This window comes from Ruegeria atlantica, assembly GCF_013032505.1.
Taxonomy (GTDB): domain Bacteria; phylum Pseudomonadota; class Alphaproteobacteria; order Rhodobacterales; family Rhodobacteraceae; genus Ruegeria; species Ruegeria atlantica_F.
This window is the reverse complement of record NZ_WQCG01000002.1, coordinates 495,618-511,859: the sequence shown is the minus strand read 5'-3', so window position 1 is coordinate 511,859 and position 16,242 is coordinate 495,618. Positions and strand designations below refer to the sequence as shown.

14 protein-coding genes are annotated in these 16,242 nt (G+C 54.6%); 7 read left to right on the top strand and 7 right to left on the bottom strand.

Annotated elements, in window-relative coordinates:
- Positions 1-2: 2 nt before the first annotated feature.
- The 5 genes from GOW92_RS09410 to GOW92_RS09390 all read left to right on the top strand — a co-directional run bounded on the left by GOW92_RS09410 (position 3) and on the right by GOW92_RS09390 (position 5,788).
- Positions 3-1,301, top strand: a complete 1,299-nt coding sequence (locus GOW92_RS09410) for a sugar ABC transporter permease (protein WP_170379763.1) — start codon at positions 3-5, stop codon at positions 1,299-1,301.
- Positions 1,301-2,104 carry an ATP-binding cassette domain-containing protein gene (locus tag GOW92_RS09405; RefSeq protein WP_170560155.1) on the top strand — a complete coding sequence of 268 codons (804 nt, stop codon included), beginning with the start codon at positions 1,301-1,303 and terminating at the stop codon, positions 2,102-2,104. The genes GOW92_RS09410 and GOW92_RS09405 overlap by 1 nt, the downstream gene beginning before the upstream one ends.
- Before the next feature lie 9 nt (positions 2,105-2,113).
- Positions 2,114-3,421, top strand: a complete 1,308-nt coding sequence (gene xylA / locus GOW92_RS09400; protein ID WP_170560153.1) for a xylose isomerase — start codon at positions 2,114-2,116, stop codon at positions 3,419-3,421.
- 294 nt (positions 3,422-3,715) lie between these two features.
- Positions 3,716-5,116: a selenium-binding protein SBP56-related protein gene (locus GOW92_RS09395; protein WP_170560151.1), complete on the top strand. Its 1,401-nt coding sequence runs from the start codon at positions 3,716-3,718 to the stop codon at positions 5,114-5,116.
- Between the two features lie 3 nt (positions 5,117-5,119).
- Complete coding sequence (locus GOW92_RS09390) at positions 5,120-5,788, top strand: hypothetical protein (protein WP_170560149.1); 669 nt, start codon at positions 5,120-5,122, stop codon at positions 5,786-5,788.
- Positions 5,789-6,063: 275 nt separating this feature from the next.
- Here the strand turns inward: GOW92_RS09390 and GOW92_RS09385 are convergent, their stop codons facing one another.
- Complete coding sequence (locus tag GOW92_RS09385) at positions 6,064-9,207, bottom strand: efflux RND transporter permease subunit (RefSeq protein WP_170560147.1); 3,144 nt, start codon at positions 9,205-9,207, stop codon at positions 6,064-6,066.
- A gap of 12 nt (positions 9,208-9,219) precedes the next feature.
- Positions 9,220-10,380 (bottom strand): efflux RND transporter periplasmic adaptor subunit, encoded by a 1,161-nt coding sequence (locus tag GOW92_RS09380; RefSeq protein ID WP_170560145.1) that lies wholly within the window; start codon positions 10,378-10,380, stop codon positions 9,220-9,222.
- 87 nt (positions 10,381-10,467) lie between these two features.
- Between GOW92_RS09380 and GOW92_RS09375 the strand changes: the two genes are divergently transcribed.
- Positions 10,468-11,109: a TetR/AcrR family transcriptional regulator gene (locus GOW92_RS09375; protein ID WP_170560144.1), complete on the top strand. Its 642-nt coding sequence runs from the start codon at positions 10,468-10,470 to the stop codon at positions 11,107-11,109.
- Positions 11,110-11,366: 257 nt separating this feature from the next.
- On the opposite strand, the gene GOW92_RS09370 is transcribed toward GOW92_RS09375, so the two are convergent.
- On the bottom strand, positions 11,367-11,840 hold the full coding sequence (locus GOW92_RS09370) for a cupin domain-containing protein (RefSeq protein WP_170560142.1): 474 nt from the start codon (positions 11,838-11,840) through the stop codon (positions 11,367-11,369).
- 80 nt (positions 11,841-11,920) lie between these two features.
- Between GOW92_RS09370 and GOW92_RS09365 the strand changes: the two genes are divergently transcribed.
- Complete coding sequence (locus GOW92_RS09365; RefSeq protein WP_170560140.1) at positions 11,921-12,508, top strand: TetR/AcrR family transcriptional regulator; 588 nt, start codon at positions 11,921-11,923, stop codon at positions 12,506-12,508.
- Positions 12,509-12,825: 317 nt separating this feature from the next.
- Here GOW92_RS09365 and GOW92_RS09360 read toward each other — a convergent pair whose 3' ends face one another.
- The 4 genes from GOW92_RS09360 to gloA form a co-directional block, all read right to left on the bottom strand.
- On the bottom strand, positions 12,826-13,836 hold the full coding sequence (locus tag GOW92_RS09360) for an alpha/beta fold hydrolase (RefSeq protein ID WP_170560138.1): 1,011 nt from the start codon (positions 13,834-13,836) through the stop codon (positions 12,826-12,828).
- A gap of 19 nt (positions 13,837-13,855) precedes the next feature.
- Positions 13,856-15,295: a glutamine synthetase family protein gene (locus GOW92_RS09355; RefSeq protein WP_170560136.1), complete on the bottom strand. Its 1,440-nt coding sequence runs from the start codon at positions 15,293-15,295 to the stop codon at positions 13,856-13,858.
- Positions 15,296-15,398: 103 nt separating this feature from the next.
- Positions 15,399-15,797: a cupin domain-containing protein gene (locus GOW92_RS09350; protein WP_108859955.1), complete on the bottom strand. Its 399-nt coding sequence runs from the start codon at positions 15,795-15,797 to the stop codon at positions 15,399-15,401.
- A gap of 4 nt (positions 15,798-15,801) precedes the next feature.
- Positions 15,802-16,236: a lactoylglutathione lyase gene (gene gloA / locus GOW92_RS09345; protein ID WP_085823161.1), complete on the bottom strand. Its 435-nt coding sequence runs from the start codon at positions 16,234-16,236 to the stop codon at positions 15,802-15,804.
- Positions 16,237-16,242 lie beyond the last annotated feature (6 nt).

Here is a 16,242-nt window from a genome sequence, read left to right as displayed (position 1 = left end):
AAATGACCGAAACTTCGTCTCAGCCGATACCTGAAAAAGCGAAAACCAGCCTGTTCCAGCAATTGGAACTGGATATGCGGCTTTTGGGAATGATCGGCGCGTTTGTCATCCTGTGTATCGGGTTCAACATCTTCACGGACGGACGGTTCTTGACGCCTCGGAACCTGTTCAATCTCTCCATCCAGACGGTTTCAGTGGCCATTATGGCGTGCGGAATGGTGTTCATTATCGTCACTCGCCATATCGACTTGTCGGTAGGAGCGCTGCTGGCAACAACCTCGGCCGTGATGGCAATGACGCAAACCGAGCTTTTACCGCAAATACTTGGGATGGGTTTGAACAATCCGGCAACCTGGGCGATCACCATTGTAGTCGGGCTGTTTGTCGGCACGCTGATTGGTGCGTTTCATGGCTGGATGGTCGGTTATCTGACGATACCAGCGTTCATCGTTACGCTTGGTGGATTTCTGGTTTGGCGAAACGTGGCGTGGTATTTGACCAGCGGCCAGACGATTGGTCCTCTGGATAGCACATTTCTGATGTTTGGCGGGACCAACGGAACATTGGGAACGACAACAAGCTGGCTGTTCGGCTTGTTTGCTACCGCAATCGCGATCTGGGCTTTGTGGAGTGGCCGGCGTGCAAAAGCGTCACATGGTTTCCCGGTAAAACCTGTTTGGGCCGAGGCCACTCTGGCCGGGATAATCGCAATTGCTATCCTTGGGTACGTTTACATCGTAAACAGTTACGCCATTCCGACGCGCCGGCTGCAACGTATGTTCGAAGCGCGCGGTGAGACAATGCCAGAAGGGCTAGTCGTCGGATACGGCATACCTATTTCTGTACTCATCCTGATCATCGTGGCTGTCACGCTGACAATTGTGGCGCGAAAAACACGGTTTGGCCGATACATCTTTGCCACCGGCGGCAACCCGGATGCAGCAGAGCTTTCGGGTATCAATACTCGGCTGCTGACCGTGAAGATTTTTGCACTAATGGGTTTCCTGTGCGCCGTGTCCGCGGTCGTCGCCTCGGCCCGCTTGGCAAATCACTCTAACGACATTGGTACGCTCGACGAACTTCGGGTCATAGCCGCTGCAGTGATCGGAGGAACCGCATTGTCGGGCGGTATCGGTACCATCTATGGCGCTATCCTTGGCGCATTGATCATGCAGGCCCTGCAATCGGGCATGGCAATGGTTGGCGTTGATGCGCCGTTTCAGAACATCGTCGTCGGCAGCGTTCTCGTGCTGGCCGTCTATATCGACATCGTCTACCGCAAGCGACTGGGGGCTAAGTGATGCAAGCTCAGGACACGCAAAAAGCACCTCCCAACTCCGGACGCGGTTCGGGCGCGCCGCCATTGGTCGAGATGCGCGATATTTCGATTTCCTTCGGCGGGATCAAGGCCGTCGACCATGTGTCGGTCGATCTCTATCCGGGTGAAGTCGTTGGCCTGCTTGGCCATAATGGGGCCGGGAAGTCCACTCTGATCAAGGTTCTGTCCGGCGCCTATCAGATGGATCACGGTGAGATTCTGATTGATGGCAAGCCAGTCGAGATTGGCAATCCCCGTGACGCCCGGGCGAATAACATCGAAACGATATATCAAACGCTCGCCTTGGCCGACAATCTGGACGCGACATCGAACCTGTTCCTGGGGCGCGAGATGACGACGCCTTTTGGTTTGGTCAACGACGCAGCGATGGAGGCCGAGTGCCGAAAGATCATGGCTCAGCTCAACCCGAACTTTCAGAAGTTCAATGACCCGGTTTCCGCCTTGTCGGGCGGGCAAAGACAATCAGTGGCTATCGCTCGGGCTGTCTACTTCAACGCACGTATTCTGATCATGGATGAGCCGACAGCAGCGCTTGGGCCGCATGAAACTCAGATGGTGGCGGATCTGATCCACCAGCTAAAGGCGCAGGGCATCGGGATATTTCTGATCGATCACGACGTGCATGCCGTCATGGAACTGTGCGACCGCGCCTCGGTCATGAAGAACGGAAAACTGGTTGGGACGGTCGATATCGCAGATGTCACTGATGACGATCTTTTGTCGATGATCATTCTCGGCAAGCAGCCAGCACAAAAAGCAGAGTAGGGGGCAGAAATGCCAAGTGGATTTTTTGAAGGGATCGAGAAGGTCCAGTTTGAAGGCGTGGACAGCAAGAACCCGTTGGCCTTTCGTCACTACGACCCGGACGAGATCGTTATGGGCAAGCGTATGGAAGACCATCTGCGATTTGCAGTGGCATGGTGGCATTCCTTCGCGTGGGAGGGTGGGGATCCGTTTGGCGGTCCGACATTTGATCGTCCGTGGCATCCACAGGATGAGATGGATCGTGCCCGCCTGAAAGCGGATATTGCGTTCGAATTGTTCGAGATTCTGGGCCAGCCCTTCTTTTGCTGGCACGACGCTGACATCCGGCCCGAACAGGGCAATTTTGCTGATAACTTAAGAACTCTGGAAGAAATCACTGATTACATCGGCGAAAAGATGCAGGTGTCTGGAACCAAGTTGCTTTGGGGTACGGCTAATATGTTCAGCCATCGTCGCTGGATGTCTGGCGCCAGTACTAATCCTGATCCCGACGTTTTTGCATTCGCGGCAGCGACAGTAAAATCCTGCATGGATGCAACTCACAAACTAGGCGGCGAAAACTATGTTTTGTGGGGTGGTCGTGAGGGCTACGAAACTCTTCTGAACACGGACTTGAAAACCGAATTGGATCACATGGGCCGTTTCCTGAACATGGTCGTAGAGTACAAACACAAGATCGGGTTCAAGGGCGCCATTCTTGTGGAGCCGAAACCTCAGGAGCCTTCCAAGCACCAATACGACTATGACGCAGCTACTTGCATCGGTTTTCTCAGGAAGTATGGGTTGGAGAACGAAGTGAAACTAAATCTCGAGCAGGGCCACGCGATCCTTGCCGGGCATAGCTTTGAGCATGAAATTGCGGTTGCGGCTGCTGAAGGGATGCTGGGTTCGATTGATATGAACCGCAACGACTACCAATCCGGATGGGATACAGACCAGTTCCCGAACAATACACCGGAAGTTGCCCTAGCTTACTATTACATCCTGAAAGCTGGTGGTTTTATCACCGGCGGCACAAATTTCGACGCCAAAATTCGCCGTCAATCGATTGACGCTGTCGATCTGGTGGCGGCTCATATTGGTGGAATGGATATATGCGCCCGCGGTTTGAAAGCAGCGGCCGCTATGATTGAAGATGGGGGGTTGGAGGACTCACTGACGGAACGGTATTCAGGTTGGAATACACCAGATGCAGCGTCCATGTTGGGCAACAGCCTGGAAGAAATTTCCGCCCGAGTTTTACGTGATGGGATAAATCCCGATCCGAAATCAGGCCGACAGGAAATACTTGAGAATTACGTGAACAGCTTTGTGTAACCGCATTGGTGGGACACCTCTGGGCGCGATTGACGAAAAATTCCCAGAACCAGGCATTTGGCATTGTTTGTTTATTGTCTGGTTTGTCCGCAAAGTAGACGTTTAAGCAAGTTGCAACGAATGACTGCATTGAGCCCGTTTCGGTCATTAGAAGAGCCGATGCAAAACGGTAAATTCAAGTGCCTGAGTTTGGCGCGTTTTCGCGAATCTTGAATATGTGCCATTCTCAGTTCTGGGCGATACCAGACAAAACTTGATTTAGATCTGGCGCCCGCGGCCTGGGAGGAGCCAGCTATGAACCTGAGACCTGACCCGACTTTTCACGCAACTCCGAAACTTGCCATGGAGGCACCGGCGGAAACGCTTGCCTTTACATTGATGCTCAGTCCGGACGGCTCACAGCCGGATGGCCTGGCCGTTGTGGATGTTGACCCGAAATCGAAGACCTACAGTCAGATCGTCCATCAGCTTATCATGCCCAACAAGGGTGACGAGTTTCACCACTTTGGCTGGAACGCGTGCTCTTCTGCGCTTTCGCCCCTGACCGGGCATGCCTTTCTGGAACGCAGGTACCTGATCGTACCGGGTATCCGGTCCTCGCGCATCTACGTGATCGACGTTAAGGAACCCCTGAAGGCGAAGATTCACAAAATCATCGAACCCGAAGAGGTGTTCGCCAAAACTGGTTATTCCCGCCCGCACACTATCCACTGCGGTCCCGAAGGGATTTATGTTTCGACACTCGGGGGCGGCGGTGCCGATGGCACGGATGGCCCTCCGGGCATTTTCATCATGGACTGCGAAACGTTTGATATCCTTGGCCGCTACGAGATGGACCGAGGTGAACAGGACAAGCATTATGATTTCTGGTGGAACCTTCCGCGCGACTACATGGTGAGTTCCGAATGGGGGCTGCCGCCACAGTTTGAAAACGGGATCGTGGCCGAGGATCTGCTGTCCAACAAATACGGTCACAAGATCCATTTTTGGAACCTGCGCGAACGCCGCAACGTCCAAACCATTGATCTGGGAGAGAACCACCAGATGGCTTTGGAGATCCGACCTGCTCATGATCCGGCAAAGGATTATGGTTTTTGCGGTGTTGTCGTGGATACAACAAACCTGCAGGGCGCAATTTTTACGTGGTGGCAGAAGGATGACGGAACTTTCGAGGCTAAAAAGACGATCACGATTGATCCGCGACCTGAGAAGGCCGAGAACCTTCCGCCTCTGTTGCAGGGATTTGAGGCCGTACCCCCATTGGTCACCGACATCGACCTGAGCCTGGACGACAAGTACCTCTACGTCGCCTGTTGGGGTCAGGGTGAAATGCACCAGTATGATGTCTCTGACCCGATGAACCCCAAGCTGACCGGCAAGGTCGAGCTTGGTGGGATTGCGCGCGGCGCGAAACACCCGAACGGCAAGGATTTTGTTTACGGCCCCCAGATGGTTGAGATCAGCCGGGACGGCAAACGGGTCTACTGGACTAACTCGCTCTATTCAACGTGGGACGATCAGTTCTACCCGGACCATGAGGGCGGGCAAATGGTCATGGCCAATGTCGGGGAAAACGGTGGTCTGGAACTGGACAAGGATTTCTATGTCGAGTTCCCCAAAGGCTATCGCAGCCACCAGATCCGCCTCGAAGGCGGAGACTGCTCAACAGATAGCTTCTGTTACCCGTCTGTCTGAAGCGTGGACGGATTAGACACGGCAACAGCCCTGTGGTGGGCTGTTGTCGCCTCGGGCATCTATCACGGGGTCAATCCGGGTATGGGTTGGCCCCTGGCAGTGTCTGCGGCGCTGATGGACAAAAACCGCAACAGCCTGTTCCGGGCGTTGATCGCGCTGGCGGCCGGGCATCTCGTGGCGATGGGCGCCATTCTGTTTCCCTTTACTGCGCTGCTGTTTCTAGCCGAATGGCAGCGTGAGATTCAAATCTTCGCGGCCTGTCTCGTGATCGGATTGGGCGTCTATCTGTTGCTCAACCGGCGTCACCCGCGGATCCTTGCGCGAGTACCTCCGTCGCGGCTGGCGCTCTGGTCATTTTTGGCAGCGATGGCGCACGGAGCAGGGCTGATGTTGGTTCCTATATATTTGGGCATCTGTCGCACGATCGCTACGGACCCAGGACACGCAGCGGCGGCTGATCTGATGACCGGAAACGCCAAAATCGCTGTTGGTGTTGCCTTGGCCCACACGCTGGCCATGACAATCTCAGGCGGGTTGCTTGCCTTCGGAGTGTATCACTGGCTGGGCCTGAGATTCCTCTCGAAAGGGTGGTTCAATCTGGACGTAATATGGGCGCTGAGTCTGATCCTTGTGGGGTCGATTTCGCTGCTGTTTGTTCATTCTGCTGGCTAACAGCAATGCCAGGCCGAAAAGGCCGCGGAGCCGTAGTTTGGTTTAAACAGCAGCAAACGGTTGCTTTGTCCGCATAGAGGTCATTCGCGATCTTTTTGGCAAACCTCCGCATCGAGCCCACTTTGACCGACGCTGCTCGATGCCCCAATGACACCAATGCGCAGGAACCAGACTTTGCAGAGTCCGGCTTGCGGCCCAAGGCAGAACATGAACGTTGCTTCGAAAATCGACGGTTTAGAAACACACCAACCCGCAAGGATAAGTAGTCTCAATCGTTATTCTGCCACAAGCGCGACAATTGCTTCTCGAGGCTGGGAAGGTTGGTTGTTTGCCTCGAACGGTTTGCCGAGCTTTCTACGATACACCAACGCGAACACGGGCGGGGTGAAATAGAAAGATACGACAGTCGACAACAGTACGCCTCCGGCGATGGCCACGGCGAATGGTGGCCAAAATGCTCCTCCACCTATGATTAGGGGCAGGAAACCGCCGAAGGTTGTGACCGTTGTCGAGATGATATGCCGACTTGAACCAGTCACAACGCGCGCCATGGCCGCTCGGTCACCTTGGCTTGCGTCAACGTCTTGTTGCAACCCGGTCAGAATTATGATCGCCGCGTTGATCGAAACCCCGATCGAGCCGATGACTCCGATGATCGCTGTTATTCCAAACGGGAATTGCATAACGGCCAGCGACAGCATTGAAAGGCCTGCAGACAACACGCACACGACCAAGGTCACAAGGGTCAGCCGGAACGAGTTAAAGGTCAGAACGATGGTCGCGATGGAGAGTGTGACAATCAAACCAACAGAGGCAAGAAGATTACCCACGGTGTTGGATCGGGCATCACTGTCGCCGCCTAAGGACATCGAATAGCCTTGTGGCAACAGAAACCCGGACGCATCAAGCGCCTCTAGTACGTCCTGCAAAGCCTCTTCGGGTAAAACACCAGGTACGATAAACGCTTGGATCGTGTTTTCGCGTACGCCATCCGTTCGGGTTATTACGCTTTCCGCAGGTTCGATTACCGGTCTGGCTAGTTCCGACAAAGGTACAGTGGGGAAAACTCCGGACGCGGATATGGCGGCAGCGTCCGGCAGCAGAATAGGCATACTTACAATGGCGCTTAGATCTGATCGCACCTCGTCACCTAAGCGAACGCGCACTGGCAACTGTTCGGTCCCTTCGATCAGCGATCCACCGGTGATGCCAACAAGCGCCGTGTCCAGCTGACCAGCAATGTCTGATACGTCCAGCCCCAGCAGACGGGCTTTGACCTCATCAATCTCGAACCGGATTTGAGGGTTGCCGCCGTTCACACTAGCGCGCGCCTGGGTCACCAAATCGAGATTGGCCATGACTGAACGCACCTCGTCGCCCAGATTGCGCAATACCGTGATGTCCTGCCCCTGAATTTTAACTTCAACCGGTGCGGCGACCGGAGGGCCCTGAACAAGATTGCGAACGATGATCTGCGCGTCAGGAAAGTCGATATCCAGACGGCTCTGCAACGCTCCGACAAGGCGGGCCGCGTCGTCAGCCGTGTCGGTCGTGATCATGGCTTGTGCAAAACCGGGCTCGCGTGAACGGTTGCCAACGATGTTGTAATAAAATGCCGGGCCGGACTCTCCCACAGTCCAGTAGACACTCTTAACACCGTCATCGGCCAGTAGCATTTCGTCAATCTGGCGCGCGGTTGTTTCAGTGGTGGAAATTGATGTCCCACCCGGCATGTCGACCTCGATATAGAACTGGTTTCGGTCGACGCCGGGGAAGAATTGCGCGGTCAGCGTCGGAAAGGCCGCAAAGCCAAGCACGGGCAAGACCAATGCCAAGGCGATGGATCGCACCGGATTGGCAACGGACAATCGAATTGAGGCCTCGAACATTCGGGCAAGCGGCGGGATGCTGATACCGCAGCTCAGCATTCCTGCGTCGGGGCGATCGGACAGTAACCATCCCGCAATCGCCGGAGTCACCGTCAACGCCACAACCAGGGACCAGACAAGCATAAGTACCACAGCGATCGCGATGGCACCCACAAAGTCGCCGGCGGGTCCCGGCAGCAAGATCATCGGTGTGAAGGCAAGCGCCGTTGTGACAGTCGATGCCAACAATGGTGCGGCCAACCGGCGAACAGCGTCTCGCACGGCTGCAAGTCGCTCCATGCCATCCTGCAGACGACGTCGAATTTCATCGGTCATGACGATGGCGGCGTCAACGAGCAGACCGAGGGCAACAATCAGGCCCGTTACGGACATCTGATGAATTGGCAATCCAATCATGTTCATAGTCGCCAGAGTTGCCAATGAAACAACCGGCAATACTAAAGCCACAATCGCGGCCGCCCGAACCCCCAAGGTGACAAACAAGACTGCCACGACCAGAGCCACGCCAATGGCCATATTGATCCCAACCTCTGACAAACGATCCGTCGTGTACTGGCTTTGATCAAACAGCAGTATTTCCTGCATGCCCAAAGGTACCGATGCGGCGCCGGCCTCAAGCTCCTCCCGAAGAAAGCCTGTCCAGCGGTCGATCTGTACGCCGTCCTGCGCCAGAACTCCTATCAAAACCGAGGGCTTTCCGTTGGCGAACGCGATTGAGGACTGCGGTTCGCGCGCGCCCCGGTCTACGCTGGCAATATCTCTGAGCTGCACCACGGCGCCGTCTGCGTTTTCTCGCAGGACGATGCTCCTAACGCGATCCAACGTCTCAATTTCTCCGCTGACGCCTATGGTTAGGTCGACATCGGATTGCAGCCGCCCAGACTTAACCTTGCCATCTGCTTCGGCGATCCGCTGAGAAATCTCGGCAGCGCCAAGCCCAAGCGCAGCGGCCTTGTCCATATCGACACTTACGAGCACCTCTTCTTCCGGCTGACCGAAATAGTCGACGGCTCGAGTCGCAGGTATCGCGCGCAATCTGTCACCCAATGCTTCGGCATGACGAGACAGCAAAGTTAGCGGGAAGTCGGGATCCTCTGCTGCAACCGCGATAACAGCGGAATAGGCAGCAATACCTTCGGCATCAAACTCCGGCGGCAAAACTCCTTCCGGAAAGTTCTGGCGCGCATCTTCCACGGCATCCCGAGCCTCGGCCCAAACCTGCTCAATGGTGGCTTGGTCTAGCGTTTCCAGCAATTCTACCGAAACGACCGACACGCCCGAGCGGGATACAGAACTGATCTCATCCACCTCGGCGATTTTCCGCAGCTCTTCCTCGATTTCTGCGGTCACCAGCGCTTCAACCCGTTCTGGGTCTGCACCCGGGAACTGTGTCGTTACAGTCGCGAAGAGGTTGGTGATCGTGGGGTCTTCCTGTCGCCCAAGCGATAGGAACGAAGACAGGCCTGCAGATACAAGCACCAAAATGATGAGGGCAACCAACCGAGGGTGGCGAAAGGTAAGGGTTTCCATCAGATCGCTCCGTTACTCGCCAGTGTTGAAGGCGACGCGCTGACCAACGCTGACCCGCTGCGGCCCTTGATCGATCAGGACGGTGCCTTCCGGAAACGCGCCACGCACAAAGACGCGATCGTCTTCGGCATGCAGCACTTCGACAGTCGCTAAGCGCACAGTCTTTTGCGCGTCGGCAACGAGAAGTGTCCATTGCCCGCGCGTTCCTTCCTTCAGTGATGTTGTGGGCACCCAGGTTCCCGCACTTTGGATGGGATCGAGTACATGCACACGCGCGGTTTGCCCAAAGGCAACGTGCGGTGCGTTCTTCAGATCGAACAGCGCGGTGCGGGTTCGGGTCACGGGGTCAATATCGGGCCGCAAAGTTGCAAGGTCTGCCCGATAGCTCTGACCTGCAATTTTGATCTCAACATCAGTCAACAGCGCCGGATCAACATCGAGAGGGATACCAATCCGAACCTGCGGCGACACGACCTCGACCATACCCAGAACCAGCTCACCCGAGCGCAGAGTTTCACCGCCGTCCACGTGTCGCGCGGTTATTTGACCGGCAAACGGGGCCTCAATACTGGATTTCTCGATCCGAACGGTTACGTCACGCAAGGCCGCATCCAACTCGCCAATTCGGGATGATAATTCATCCTGCTGAGAAACGGCCTCGTCCAAGCGCGCTTGACTGGTAAAGCCTTCTTCAATGAGTTTCGCGTTTCGCTCAACCGTCTTTCTTGCAAATGCAAGCTGGGCAGCGATGGCATTGCGTGATGCTTTCAGACGGTCGCGTTCTACCTCCAGCAGCGCGATGTCCAGGGTCGCAAGAAGTTGACCCTTGGCAACCTCGTCACCCTCATTCACCAGAATTTGATCCAGCGTCCCGTTCAGCTCGAAAGAGATATCTGCTGAACGCTGAGGTTCGACCTGCCCGATGAACAAACGGTCGACTGTGTACGCGCTCTCGGACGTGATCGGCGTCACGGACACCGGGGTCACAGCGGCGGCATCCGGTGCGGGTACAGCGTCCGCTCTACGGGTTAACTCGGATGCGCCAAAGTAAACGGCGGCCGCTGCAACGGCTATAAAACTGACGGTCACTCCCAGACGCACAGTGCCGCCCAGCACACGTGCAAATAGGTTCGGTTTAGTCGCTTCAGTAGAAGAATTTGCAGGATTCGGCATTTGGGGACCTCATCAAGTTAGCGTCTCTAACATATGTTAGAAGTTCTCACTTTGACAAGAGATACGTGATCTGGCACATGTTGGATCATGAGCAGCACCGAAAAAAATCATCCGACAAGCAGACAAACGGCTGGTCTTTCCGTCAGCAAGAAAGCCTACCATCACGGCGATCTCCGCGCTGCACTGATCGAAGCAACCCGACAGTTGGTTGAAGAAAAAGGTCCGGACAGTTTTTCTGTATCCGAGGCGTGCAGACGCGCGGGCGTATCAACCGCGGCACCTTACAAGCACTTCAAAGACAAGACAGAAATGTTGGTCGCTACTGTCCTTGAAGGAATGGATCGGCATCGAGACAAAATGCTTGCCGCACTGGAAGGCGTTCCTGAAGGATCTCCCGAACGCATAACTGCCATAGGGATGGAGTATATTGCCTTCGCGTTAAATGAGCCCGGGATCTTCAGACTGAAATTTGGCGGCTTCACAGACCGCATCGCGGATCCCCGGCTGGAGGATGGCGGCCAGCAAAGTTTCGGGATTCTTTTGACTGAAGTAGCAAAGTGTCTCGGTGAACCGGGAATCACAGACGAAGTTCGCCGCCGTGGTTTTTTGTTGTGGAGTTTCGTGCACGGGCTGTCCTTCATTTTGCATGACAAAGGGCTTGCTGAGAAAGGCGAAGAGTTCGACCTTCATACCCTTCTTGAGGACGTTTCGGAAAGAATGCTGAGTTGAGCGTTCTCACTCCAATTTGTACTCAACCAAGCACTGATAGCAGACAATCTAAGCCGCTATCACGCCTACGCTTAATCGATTGCCCTGGTTCACACAGAAGACATTTTTGGAGATGCGCCGCGAATGTCCGCTAACCAGAATCGCAAGGTCTCGTCGTGAATGTCGGCTTCGGATTGAGCTAGTATTTCAAAGCGGGGCGTACGGCAAAAGCTTTGTTCCAAAGACCCCGTTTCGCAATTTGGAGTTCTGCACGTTCGTTAGCTAGGAACGTCCGCTGGCGCTAAGATCGTCATTCCTACTCGATCCGCTACTGCCATGATCGCCGGAATGTCTGGCGGCCCATCTGGCGCCGGAATATCGGCCGTACCGTCAGGCATTGCTTCACCGGCTTCAGTAAAGAAAGTGTCATGCATCGCGCCAGGGGCGTTCACGCAGAGTAACCGGCCAGGCCGTTCCCCGATACACGTAAAGGCGTGCACTGCGCCGTCCGGAACTTTGACGAAATCACCACCTTTAACGGTGACTGTCTCTCCATTCAAAAAGAACTCGAATTCACCATCAAGCACATAGAAGCTCTCATCTTCGCCAGCATGATGATTGGGGGGCGCACCGGCACCCGGCGCCGTTTTTATCTCAACGATTGTGCAACGATCTCCGGTCTCACTAGGAAAGGCGTGAAAGGTCAAAAGGTTCCCAAGAAGATGATAAACTCGCGGGCGAGGTTCAGTCATTGCTGCGACTCCCTTTACTTGAAACATACTACTCTTATGATACATATATCTACTTATGAGACAAGTGTATCACAAAAGGCTTGAGCTTGGCACCTCGAACAAATCAAATCAACCGAACGCGAGAAGCGCTTCTTTCGGCTGCACGTGAACTGATGTCAGAAGGCAAGGAAGTCACGCTGGCAAAAGTCGCTGAACGCGCCAAAATCAGCCGTGCGACGGTCTATCGCTACTTTTCTGACCCAAGTGTCTTAGCTTTGGACGCGACGCTCGATCTTGAAGTTACTCCAACGTCAGAACTTCTCGAGGGGCTGGATGACGTTAGGAGCCGTGTACATGTCGTCGCGCGCTACTATCTGGATTTTTCTCGGGTTCATGAGGCGCACTTCCGGCAGTTTCTGGCTGAATCACTCAAGGCATCGCTTGAGGATGGAACCGTAAAAATGCGCGGCGCAAGAAGAGTGGCGGCTTTTTCGGAAGCACTTGCACCAGTTCACCCATTGATGGAGCCGAAGGAAATAGACGACCTGGCGAAGCGGTTGTCCATGACGACCGGCATGGAGCAACTTATTATACTTGAAGATATTTTGCGCGTGAGCGAAACGGCTGGCTACCAACTTCAGGAAGGCTTGGTCGATGCTCTGTTGGATCGGTACTTGCCAACAAACTGAAGCAGAGTTTAGATGCCGGCTTTATCCTTAAACTGCTGGCAAATAGACACCAGTTTAACGTCCGTAAAGGGCTGACTACGGTCCATATTTTGAACTTTCAAATGTCCGGTTAGAGCCCATAGCGACCAATGTGGCGATTGGTATCGGCGTCTGCTGCGCGCAGTAACACGGTTTTTTGAAAGCTGGGAAATAGCCCAAAGCGGTTCCAAATTAAGATAAGAAATTTGGCGTTCAGCTGTCGTTATTTTGCTCTTCAATCGAAGGTAAAACTAGTAACTAGTGGGCGCCTGCAGTCATGCGGTTTTCACCAAGTGTTACTACACTAAAAGATCACGAATATTGGCATCTAACTGCGCAGTGAAGCCCTTGTCACTGCCGGGGTTAGCGGCGCAATGGCCCCAAGGCGAATGATAGGGGCGGAGGATGGCATTAGGCATCAGGCCGGCCTCAATTTCATTGTCTTCTGGTGGAAAATAGAGGTCCTGCGCGCAAGGCATCAGGATGGCGCGAGCTTTGATGGCACCCAGTGCCAGTTTGAAATTCCCATTGTAATGCGGCCCGACAGAAATATCGCCAGCTTGCCAAGTTGCAAGCTTGGCCAACAGGTCGTTGGCATCCCAGCCCTGAACATGATCGCGCTCCCAATCCCGCAATAACTCCTCGATGGTTTGAAAGCCAAGCTGCCGATAAAGCCCCTCGCGATAAAACGTCTGAGAGAAGGCCCATCCCGCGTAAACTCGACCAAAGGCCTTCAGCCCCGCTTCAGGTGGGCTATCATAATTTCCGCCATTCCAATTTTGATCCGCGCAAAGGGCTGCCTTGACCCCTTCGAGGAAGACGAAATTATGCGGTGAAGTTCTGGCCGACGCGCAGAATGGAAGGATTGCCCGCACCATATCCGGGTATTGCGCCGCCCACTGGTAAGATTGACAGCCCGCCATTGACCAACCAGCGACTAGGGCGATTTTCTCGATCCCCAGGTGATCATGGATCAACCGGTGCTGGGCAGTGATATTGTCCCACATCTGCACCAGCGGAAAACGCGGGCCGTCCTGCGGCGCAGACGCATTCGATGGAGACGACGAACGACCATTGCCGAACAGGTTCGGGCTGACGATAAAGTGCCGCGCTGGATCAATCGCGCGACCCGGGCCAAAGAACCCCTCGTTACGGGAATTTGTGCCTGTGTAAAACGTGGGCAGAACGATGACGTTGTCACGGGCGGCCGACATTGTGCCGTAGGTCTGATAGGCAAGCTTGGCATCCTTCAATACCTCACCAGACAAAAGCGGAAAGTCGCCCAGCTCGTAAATCTCAAAATCCGGCACCACCTGTTCCTTTCCTGGCTTAGTAAAGCCGCAGATATTCCTGCACTTCCCAATCGGTGACCGATTGGTGATACCGCTCCCACTCGTCGTTTTTGTATTCGAGATAAGATTTACGCATCACCGGGCCCATTACATGTTCCGCCATGGCATCGCCACGCAAGGCCTCGATCGCGTTAAACAGGGTTCGCGGCAAACGGCGGATTCCGAGCTCGGCAAGTTCAGCTTCGGTCTTTGAATAAAGATCAAAATCCGTTGGTTCGCCCGGGTCGATCTTATCTTTGATTCCCTTCACACTACAGCTCAGGTGCATTGCCATTGCCAGATAGACGTTCATGGTCATGTCGCAAGCACGGTTTTCGATGCAGTGGCGGCTCTGTGGCAGGCGGAACTGGGCCGAGCGATTGTTGAAGCCATAAGTAATATTGGTCGGGGCCCAGGTGACGGTGCCGCCTTCAAAACCTCCAACGCGCGGCACCAACCCGTTATAGGAATTCACTGTCGGACAGGTGATCGCCGTGATTGCTTCGGCATGCTGCATCAGCCCGCCAACGGCCCAGCGGCTTTCGTCGCTCCAGTTGCCATCGGGTGTCTCAAAAATGTTTTCGCCGGGGCGACTTTCATGCTGCATCGACATGTTGATATGCGCCCCGGACCGCCAGTCCCCCACAGTTGGCTTTGGCATGAAGGTCACAAACAGCCCATGCTGCTTGGCCACCTCTTTCAACGTGATGCGCAGAAAAGCCAACCGGTCGGACATTTCCAGCAGGTTGGTGTAGTGGAAATCAAGCTCAAACTGGGAGTACGCCCCCTCGGCCACCACGTCATGCAGGTTCCAGCCTAATCCTTCGATGATGTCGATCAGGGTTTTTAGGAATGGCATCGAGTCTATGGAATACTCAACATCATAGCCAAATGCCTGACGACGCGGACGAAGTCCATCTGCAGGGTCATCGTCAAATGCCTTTACCGGCTGCCCGGCGTCGTCATATTTCATCACGATAAACTCGGGTTCCACCCCGGCGTAACCAGTGTACCCTTCCAGCGCGGCCTCGTGCATGGCGCGTTTCAGGGCCTGACGCGGACAAACGTTGTAAGGAGCGTCTTCCCAGTAGAGATCCGAGAAGATGATCGCCATCGATGTGTCCCACGGACAGACGTAGACGGCATCGAGATCCGGAACCACCACCTGATCGCTGTCGGCGGGGCTTAGCTCGGGCACGTACGAAATCGAATGCACCGCGAATTGTGGCCCTTTCCCAAGGCATAGCGGTTCAAAATCACTCATCGGTACGGGTTTTGTTTTTGGAATACCGTGCAGGTCAATCCAGGCGGCCATCACATATTTGACGCCAGCCTCTTCCAGACGCTGCCGTACTTCTGCGATACGCGGGCGGTTACGTTCGACAGCGTCGTGGAACGTTTCGTAGTAGATGCGGGTGCTGGCATTATCCTTGGGCATTCGGCGTCCTCCCATCGAATGGCATACAGATTTGGTTCACCGAGGGTGACCCCTCAGCGTTAGTGCTGGTTTCGATTGTTCTGTCGCTCAGCGATTAAGATGTTCAGCCGGGGACAAAATCGTCAGGGTCGATACCCGGAACCTGCGTGATCCCGGCAAGCTGTTTCCAGTTGTGAGGGTAGGCGGCATAGAAGATCACGCATTTGCCGTCCGACTCGTAGGAAATGTGGTTGTCCTTTGGGACAAACAGCACGTCACCACGATTGCAAACATAGCTTTTGCCATCGCAAACCAGTCGGAATGTGCCCTCAAGGCAATAAATGATCTCGTCGCAGGTCAGATCCCACGGCACCTTGATGTTGTTCAAGACGTTGATGCCACCGCACATGGACTTGCTGAATTCGCTGGTCACCATCGGTTTGATGTAAGTGTCGCTGTCCCCCATCGAGTCGTAGCGATTTTGAACCAGATCGAATTTGAAAAGTTGAGGTGTATCACCCATTTGGTCAGCCTTCCTGTGCCAGGTGTTTCAGAATGGATTCGTTCAATTCGACCTTGTAACCGTCGGGGTCCTCGCAAAAGGCGATGACCCTTGTGCCGTTTTTCATTGGCCCCGGTGGGCGGGTGATGTTTACCCCCGCCGCAGCCAGCTGTTCACACGCGGCATAAACATCTGGCGTTTCGATGCAGATGTGACCCCAGCCGTCGCCTTTGTCATAGGGCGTGCCCTGATCCCAATTGGCGGTCAGCTCCAGCGTAGGAAACTCGGCCTCAGGCCCATAACCGATAAAGGTATTGGTGAATTTGCCTTCGGGGTAGTCCGTGCGCCGCTGCACTTCCATACCCAGAATTCCGCAATAGAAGTCCAGTGACTTCTCCATATCTGTGACCCGCATCATCGTATGGGCCAGGCGAAACCCTTTGGATATGGACTTGTTCATCGTTAT